The organism is Vicinamibacteria bacterium (genome assembly GCA_035620555.1).
GTDB lineage: Bacteria > Acidobacteriota > Vicinamibacteria > Marinacidobacterales > SMYC01 > DASPGQ01.
On record DASPGQ010000068.1, the window covers coordinates 1 to 7,720 of the forward strand.

A 7,720-nucleotide genomic window follows, 5' to 3' on the forward strand; every position below is an offset into this window, starting at 1 on the left:
CATCGTCACGCACCGTTCGAGCTTGCTCGCGCATTCCCGCGCGCGGGCCGAGCATCGCTCCACCCTGCGTCCTAACCGGATCGGTGGGATCGAAGATGTACGTGGAATGTCCGGATGCCGCGGGCGTCTCGGAGCTCAAAACTGAACGCCCGTCCCCGCGATCGAGAAAGTACGCGGTGAACCGAGTGCGGGCCAGGGGCCACTCCTGTTCGTCTCGCCAGACGTTGTCGCCGATCACGAAGAGGCGGATCGGCGGAAGCTCCGGTTCCGTAGTCTCGCCCTTGAGGTGCCGGTCGAACCAGGAAAGGGTGGGGGCGAGACTCTCCAGCCGGTAATTCCTCGGCTGGTAACCGTCGGGCAAAGGGGGTGCCGCTGCATGGCTCCAGGGACCGATGATGAGGCGAGTTTTTTCAGCAACCTGCGGAGAGGCTTCCGCACGGATGCGAAGGAAATCGCCGAGTTGACTGGGAAGAAAGGGGTCGAACCAACCGGCCATGAGCAATACCGGTGCGCGAAGCGTGGCGGTGCGATTCTCTCCGTCGACATGCTGCCAGTAAGCGTCGCGCTCGGGATGCGTGACCCAATCGTTGAAGAACGAGACGTCCGCACCCGCCCGATCGTCCGTCTCCCGGAGGGGCACCGCTCCGTACCCCCTGTCGAGCTGTTCGGAGGACACCGGAACGTCCACCGGTCCGTGGCTTCGGAGCGCCCAGTACAGCGCGGACTCGAGGGCGAAAGCACCGCCTTGATAGAACATGTCGTAGAAGCTGCTGCTCGCGATCTGAACGAAAAGGGCCGAAGGTCCGGGATCGGTTTGGTCGGCGAGAACCCACTGCGTGTAGCCAAAATAGGATCCTCCCCACATGCCGAGTCGTCCGTCGAACCAGGGCTGCTCCGCGAGCCATGCGAGCGTTTCGATCCCATCTCGACGCTCGTTGACGAAAGGTTCGTAACGCCCGCCCGACTCGTAGCGGCCCCGGGTTCCCTGGATGAAGACGGAATAGCCATGCTCCGCCCACATCCGTCCGATCAAGGTGGCGAAGAGCTCGTTCTGGAGCGTTTTGGAATAGGGGATCCGGACGAGAATCGTCGGCGTTGGGCCCGCGCGGCGCGGCAGGTAGAGATCACCGACCAATCGAACGTCGTCCGACGTCGTAAGAGGCAAAGATCGGTGAATCCGCACGGAATACATGGGTGGTCCGCTGCCCAACCGTCGGGCGAGCCAGGCGGGGGCGAGCAGATACGCGACCCAGGCGGCAATCCCGGCGACGGCGACGGACGCAGCGAAAGCTCGCAGGAGCCTGCCCCTCCGGGTTACGGTCCGCCGTTCCGTTCTTCCCCGACGATGGTAATGACCAACCAGCAAGATGAAGCTGGCGAGGACCCAGTGGAAGAAGATAGGGATAGAGCCGCCCACCCATCGCTCGGGGGGATACAAAGCCATGCGCAAGGTGTAACGGAGAACCATCACCGTGAGATAGAGCGCTCCAAAGACGACGAGAGAATCGCCTAGCCGGACTCGGGGGTGCACGAGCCATCCCCGGCCCCGGACAAATTGCGAATAGACGATTGCGAAGAGGCCGATGATGACGAGCTGGGCCCCGAACAAAAAAGGATACGGTATGAGGCCAGAGTACCACTCTTCCATCGGGGGAAGGAATCCCACCTCGAAGATGGCGACGATGAGCTGCCCGACTACGCGAAGACAAAAAAGCCCGAGGACCAGGAAGAGCCAGGGGGCATAGAGGCGGGCCCGTGGAAACGGGCAGGAGGCGTCGGGCAGGCCGTCGCCGGGAATGGACCTCGTCATGCCGGTGCGCGGGAATCGACTCTCTAATTAACAAACAGTATTTGTGTGATGGCCGCTCCGTCAAACTCGCATTCTCGGCGCGCCCCACACCGCCTCGGCAGTGCGGTCGTGCAACGGTCCCTACCGGCGTAGAATGGGGCGTGACCATCGTCGAAGCGAAGAACGAGCGCCCCGCGCGTGGCGCGCGTATCCGGTTCGATGTCTTCACTCGTGAAGGATCGCCCAGGGATCGGGGTCCCCGGATTCGCTGCCCGAGGTGCGTTTGGGAGCCGGAGCGAGACAGCCTCTGGATGTGTACCTGCCTCTACGTCTGGAACACGTTCGATACCCGGGGCAAGTGTCCCGGCTGCGGGCGCCAGTGGATGGAAACCTGTTGCCTTCGCTGCCACGAATGGTCCCCGCACGGCGACTGGTACGCCGATGAGGACGAGCGAGACGCTTGAGCTGGAGCGAGCTTTACTGCTTGTCCGAGATGGCTGACGTCGTCACCGGCGCGGCCGCCTTCGTGCCGTGCTTTTCGAACCAGTAACGCAAGCACCTTCTCCTGGACGATCAGACGTTCCGCCTCCCGGGCGAAGGAGGTAGAGGAGCGCTATGGAACCAAGCTTGACAGCTTGACCAGTTGCGTTATAACCGTTATAACATATGATGAAACTCCGGATCCGGCGCGTCGGCAATTCACTGGGTGTCATCATTCCGCGTGCCGTGCTCGTTGAATGGGGCCTCGCGGAGGGAGATTTTCTCGAACGCGCCGGTCGTTGTCTTCGTCCCGGCCGGTCCAGGGCATTCACCCACGACAGGTTGGACGAGCTGAAGCGCAAGCTCGCGGTCGCGGTGGTGGCTCGTTGCAGCGCGCATCAGATTCGAGCGCACGGACTTGCCAATCTCCACCGCTGGAAGAGAAGCGGCGCATGGGTGTCGGCATACGACGAGTGGCAGCAAATCCTTGAAAGCAGCGACGACGGGGAGCTCTTTGCGAGCATGCTAGGACGCGATGAACGCTCCAATCGCCTCCGACAATCGCCTCCCTACGTCGGGTTGTTGCCCCGCGAGGAGGTGAGGCGGCTCAATGAAGAAGCAGCAGCTTGATCACCTGCTCCGGGCGGGGGGGCGTATCACCGGCGAGAAGCAGTTCATCATCATTGGCAGTCAGAGCCTACACGGAACGTATCCCGATCTTCCCGACGAGCTCGTGCAGTCTGCCGAAGCAGACTTGATCGCGAAGGGCGACATTTCGAAAACGGAGTGGCTGAACGCGATCGGTCAGGATTCTCCATTTCACGAGCGGTTCGGTTATTACGCCGATCCCGTGGACGAAACGACGGCTACGCTTCCGGCGGGCTGGAAAGGTCGGCTCGTGAACTTGCCGCCAGGCGACACGGAGGGCGTCCGCGGACTGTGTTTGGATCCCCACGATCTCGCGATATCGAAGTACGTCGCTCGAAGGGAGAAGGACATGCTTTTCAATCGCGAGCTGGCGCGTCGTAAAATCGTGACCCGCGAGCGTCTACTCGCCCTGCTCTCTCGCACGCCGGTGGACGGGAAGATACGGGACAGAATTCGTGGCGATATCGAACGGGATTTCGTTCGAGCAGGTTGATCCATCCAGACCCCTCGTTCGACTTCCCTTCACTCCCTCTAATGCTCAATGCCGTGGCGGGACCCGTAATCGATCGTGCCGCCACGGCTCGGGCTGCTCACGGCGCGACGAGCGCGCCGGGCTCGCTCCGCTCGCGCAGGGTGGGCTGAGTTTTTCATCACGCTGCTAGTTCTTGTCCGAGATCGCTGACGTCGTCACCGGAGCATCTGCCTTCGTCCCGTGCTTTTCGAACCAGTAACGCAGGGTGAGCTGGGTCCTCATGAAGTTCGAGGGTCTGGACGTCGTTCCGTGGAACTCGTCGTTGAAACGCACCATCGCCGTCGCGACTTTCCGCATCTTGAGCGCCTGGTAATATTCCTCTGTCTGGGGAATCGGAGTCCGAAGATCCAGGACGCCGGTCATGAGCATCGTGGGCGTTTGCACGTTTCCCACGTACATCAGGGGCGAGCGCTCCAGATACTCACTCGGGTCCTCCCAGAACGGCTTGGCGAAGTTGCGATACCAGTTGGGACTGTCGGTCGTGCCCACGAAAGACATCCAGTTCGTTACCGGACAGTTCGAGGACGCCGCGGCGAAGCGGTTCGTGTGTCCGACGACCCATGCGGTTAGAACGCCGCCGCCGCTGCAGCCGTAGACGAATAGATTGCGCTCGTCGACGATTCCGAGCCCGATCACCTCGTCCACGCCCGCCATCAAATCATCGAAGTCCTTGCTCGGGTAGGCGTTCTTGATGGCATTTCCAAACTCGCTGCTGTACCCCGAGGAGCCCCGCGGGTTGGTGTAGAGAACGAGGTAGCCGTTCGCCGCGTGCTCCTGCCAGCCGAAGTTGAAACCCACTCCGTACATGCCATGAGGGCCGCCGTGAATGGACAGCATCAGCGGGTATTTCTTTCCCGGCAGGAAATCGGGCGGGTAGACCAGCCATCCCTGGATGGAAAGGCCGTCCACCGACCGATAAGAAATCTCCTCCACCCGTCCGAGCTCCACGCCGTGGAGGATGTCGTCGTTCACGAAGGTGATCTGACGCGGCTCCGGTCTCTGCAGGTCGAGGACGTACACGTCCGCGGGATGTTGGGGGCCGGTAATCGTCCCGACGGCGATCCCGGAGGTCGAGAGGCTCGTCACGTCGAGGATGTGGTTTCCCTGGGTCACCTTCCTCACCGCGCCCTCCACCGAGGCGAAATACCAATTCGAAGCTCCCTCCTCCGCCACGTTGAAATAAACGCCTCGACCATCCGGATCCCAAGCGAGATCCCGGGGAGTGCGATCGAGGCTCGCGGTCAGAGCCCGGGCGCCCTTCCCGTCGATCCCGGAGACGTAGAGCTTGGAGTTGATGAAGGTGTCGTCGGTCCAATCGAAGCCGACGTAGGCAACCGAGCCGCCGTCGGGAGACACGCTGGGCGCGCTGTCCGGACCGTGATGATCAGTGACTTGCCTGACCGAGCCGTCCTCGACCCGCACGGCGTAGATCTCGGTCTCCCGCCAGGCGTACTCCCAGTCCGGCTGCCTCAATCCGGTGAAGAGGATCTCCTGGCCGTCGGGAGTCCAGGAGATGGGGGAGTTCCGACCATCGTCGTAGTCGCCATCGGTGAGCTGGCGAGGCGTTCCTCCTGTCGCGGGAACGAGAAACAAATGCTGATAGCCGTCTTCGGTGAAACCGATTCGATCCTGACGATAGTCGAGCCGCTCGACGATTCGCGGAGCTTCGGTCCATTTGGCTCCCTCTGGCGCCGAGGGAAACTCGATCTTCCACGCCTCTTTTTCGGGAACGGTGGACACGAAAGCGATCGATTTGCCGTCGGGAGACCACTCGATGCTTCGCGGAGCGCGCTCGATCCGAGTGACCTGGGTGGTGGCGCCCTCTGCGTCCATGTAGCGCACGTAGATTTGCTCGCCTTTGGGCTCTCCCTCCGCTAGATAGGCGATTCGGGCTCCATCGGGAGACCACCGGGGCGAGCTTCCTTTGGTCAGGTGGCGATTCTTGGTCCCGTCGACGTTCACCACCCAGAGCGCCGATTCCCATTTGTCAGTTTGCTTGTCGACCCACTCGCGGCGGTAGATCACTTGCTTGCCGTCGGGTGAAATCTGCGGGTCCGACACCCGCTCGAAGTCGAGGTAGCTCGTAAGCGCTAGGTGCTTTCCCGCAGCGGAGACGAAAGTCGGAGTTGCGGCGAGGGCGAACGCCGCCAAAGCCAACAGGTATCGCATGACGATTTCCTCCAGGCCGAGAAGATAGCTGATTCTACGCGGAGGGGGGTGAAGGATGCGAGCGGAGGACCGATCGCGACGTTATCCCCAGCCGAGCTCCTCGTGATTCATGTAGAGCGTCCATCCGATGATGTGCGCTTCGATGACTCCGAGATAGGCGGAGACGATACCGGTGGCCAGGCCTCCAAAGACCGGGACGATCCAGGCAAGGGACTCGATGAACCATTGTGCCGTTGTGATGGCGGCGCAAAATCCGACGAGAATGGCGTAGTCGCGCCGGATCTTGAGAATATGTCCCATCACGATATCGGGACGCAGCGCGAGCCACTTGTTGTGCCACACGGCGCTCATACCGATCGCCATGGGGTAGTAGGCCAAAGCGGCAATTGCCAACGGGATGTTCAGGAGGAACAGCGAACCCGGCTCCTCTCCATCCGTCAGGCCACGATAAACCACGAAGAAGTTGAAGAGGATCAAGGGGAGTGCGACCGTGAGGGTGACGATGACGACCGCCACCCCGGTGCCCGCGAGCTCCAGAGGGTCGGTGGTTTCCGGGCCAATGCCCATCTTCTTCTCGCCCTTGGCGGAGCGAGCGATGATGTGTACGAAGAAGGCAAGCCCGACGGCGTAGACGACCAGACCCCGCAGACCCATACTTCCGATCCAAACCAGAGCTCCGATACCGACCGTCGTGACCCACGACATCTCTTTGAGCGGAAATGCGGCGACTTCGTCGAGCCGTTCCCAGAAGCGCTTCTCGCGCCATCGTGGGTCGGCGGGCTCGAGAAGACCTTCACACGCGGGGCAGACACGGATGGTCAATCCGGGTCGCTCGGCCTGGGGCACGGAGGTTTCGCAGAAACCGCGGCCGCACCGGCGGCAAATCAAAGAAGAATGCCGGTTCGGGTGCTCCCAGCAACGCTTCTGGTGGATGGCATCACGGCCGCGGAAGAACGACTGGAACGGGGCAAGCTCGCCGACGGGGACGAAGCGATCGCCGTCGTCACTCGCCGCGACCTGGTCCCACGCCAGGATCTTGCCCGCTCGGATGTCGCGCTGAACTTGTGCTCGCGTGAGCTCGCGCAGCCGCCCGTCCGGTTCCTTCACGCGGAATGTCGGCTGCTCGACCGACGAAGCCACCGTCGACGACGAAGGCTGCGCCGCGGGCGTGCCCGGCAGGGGGGGCAAAGCGATCGCGGCGTCGCAGCCCGGGCAGGGTCCCGATACCCCCTGCGTACCGGGAGGCATTCGCGGGACGCTGACGACCGTCCCGCAGCGTTCGCAACGAAGCTCGAACCGCTCGCTCACATCGGTTGAAACCAGCTCGCGTCCACAAACAGGTTCGCGCGCATCGTTTTCCATTCGTCGCGGGCCTGCTCGAGATCCCAATCGATTCCTTGTTGCTCGAGTTGAGCGAAACCCTCACCGAAGCTGATGATTCGGTTCAGGACGTACTCTTTCTGCATGTGGTTCTGCATATCTCTGGCCATTGCCGAGGCGAGATCCGCCGAGTACTTGTGCAGTCTTTGTCCGTCGTCCGGCTGTTTTTCCGACTGGCCGAGCAGGCCCTCGATGTTCTCGATCTGCGCCCGATACTTGTCCGCCTCGAACTTCATCGAGTCCTCAGCGCTTACGCAGCCGAAGAGGAACAGAGCGACGGCGATATTGAGGAACCAAAACGAGCCACGCATGGGGCACCTCCGCGTTCTTGGCTTTTTGAATGGAGAGTGTAGGTTGATTAATTGTCTCCAAGGTAACAGAGAAAGTCCAGCCCGGGCGGCTGGTCGGGCGCACTGAGGATGACTCGATGGGCAGGGAGTAAACTTGACACTCGCGCGCGCGCGCGCCGAGCGCTATTGTAGAGCATTTATGGAAGCAACCGACGTCGTTCGGGCTTGGGGCCGCATCCTGAGCGGTTATCCAACGGCCCTTTCTATAGAAATCACGAAGGAATGTCCCCTGTCCTGCCCGGGTTGCTACGCGTATCAACCGGAGCACCTCGGGGGCGCTTCCCTGACTTCGGTCTCGGATTTCAAGGGGGACGACCTGGTGGAGAGGGTGCTTGCCCTGGTCGCCGAGCGACGCCCCCTGGTCGTTTATTT

At 61.8% G+C, this 7,720-nt stretch carries 8 protein-coding genes; 4 read left to right on the forward strand and 4 right to left on the reverse strand.

Features of this window, described 5'->3' with window-relative positions; genetic code table 11:
* Nucleotides 1-1,810, reverse strand: a 1,810-nt coding sequence (locus VEK15_02570; protein HXV59551.1) for a CocE/NonD family hydrolase, incomplete at its 3' end; no start/stop codon positions are given.
* A 140-nt stretch (nt 1,811-1,950) separates the two neighbouring features.
* Here VEK15_02570 and VEK15_02575 point away from each other — a divergent pair.
* The 3 genes from VEK15_02575 (at nt 1,951) to VEK15_02585 (ending at nt 3,410) form a co-directional block, all read left to right on the forward strand.
* Complete coding sequence (locus tag VEK15_02575) at nt 1,951-2,253, forward strand: hypothetical protein (protein ID HXV59552.1); 303 nt, start codon at nt 1,951-1,953, stop codon at nt 2,251-2,253.
* A 202-nt stretch (nt 2,254-2,455) separates the two neighbouring features.
* Nucleotides 2,456-2,899 carry a hypothetical protein gene (locus tag VEK15_02580; protein ID HXV59553.1) on the forward strand — a complete coding sequence of 148 codons (444 nt, stop codon included), beginning with the start codon at nt 2,456-2,458 and terminating at the stop codon, nt 2,897-2,899.
* The gene (locus tag VEK15_02585) at nt 2,880-3,410 is read left to right on the forward strand and encodes a DUF6036 family nucleotidyltransferase (protein HXV59554.1); all 531 of its coding nucleotides are present in this window, start codon (nt 2,880-2,882) and stop codon (nt 3,408-3,410) included. Before VEK15_02580 ends, VEK15_02585 begins: the two co-directional genes overlap by 20 nt.
* Before the next feature lie 165 nt (nt 3,411-3,575).
* Here the strand turns inward: VEK15_02585 and VEK15_02590 are convergent, their stop codons facing one another.
* The 3 genes from VEK15_02590 to VEK15_02600 form a co-directional block, all read right to left on the reverse strand.
* Complete coding sequence (locus VEK15_02590) at nt 3,576-5,618, reverse strand: S9 family peptidase (GenBank protein HXV59555.1); 2,043 nt, start codon at nt 5,616-5,618, stop codon at nt 3,576-3,578.
* Nucleotides 5,619-5,699: 81 nt separating this feature from the next.
* A complete protein-coding gene (locus tag VEK15_02595) occupies nt 5,700-6,725 on the reverse strand; it encodes an FYVE zinc finger domain-containing protein (protein ID HXV59556.1) in 1,026 nt (341 codons plus the stop codon).
* Between the two features lie 197 nt (nt 6,726-6,922).
* Nucleotides 6,923-7,309: a hypothetical protein gene (locus VEK15_02600; GenBank protein HXV59557.1), complete on the reverse strand. Its 387-nt coding sequence runs from the start codon at nt 7,307-7,309 to the stop codon at nt 6,923-6,925.
* A gap of 178 nt (nt 7,310-7,487) precedes the next feature.
* Between VEK15_02600 and VEK15_02605 the strand changes: the two genes are divergently transcribed.
* On the forward strand, nt 7,488-7,720 hold a 233-nt coding region (locus VEK15_02605), incomplete at its 3' end, for a radical SAM protein (GenBank protein ID HXV59558.1).

What these genes read in the sequence shown, in the direction of transcription:
- VEK15_02580 (HXV59553.1), top strand. Translation starts at nt 2,456, where the DNA reads ATGATGAAACTCCGGATCCGGCGCGTCGGCAATTCACTGGGTGTCATC.
- VEK15_02590 (HXV59555.1), bottom strand. Translation starts at nt 5,618, where the DNA reads ATGCGATACCTGTTGGCTTTGGCGGCGTTCGCCCTCGCCGCAACTCCG.
- VEK15_02600 (HXV59557.1), bottom strand. Translation starts at nt 7,309, where the DNA reads ATGCGTGGCTCGTTTTGGTTCCTCAATATCGCCGTCGCTCTGTTCCTC.
- VEK15_02585 (HXV59554.1), top strand. Translation starts at nt 2,880, where the DNA reads ATGAAGAAGCAGCAGCTTGATCACCTGCTCCGGGCGGGGGGGCGTATC.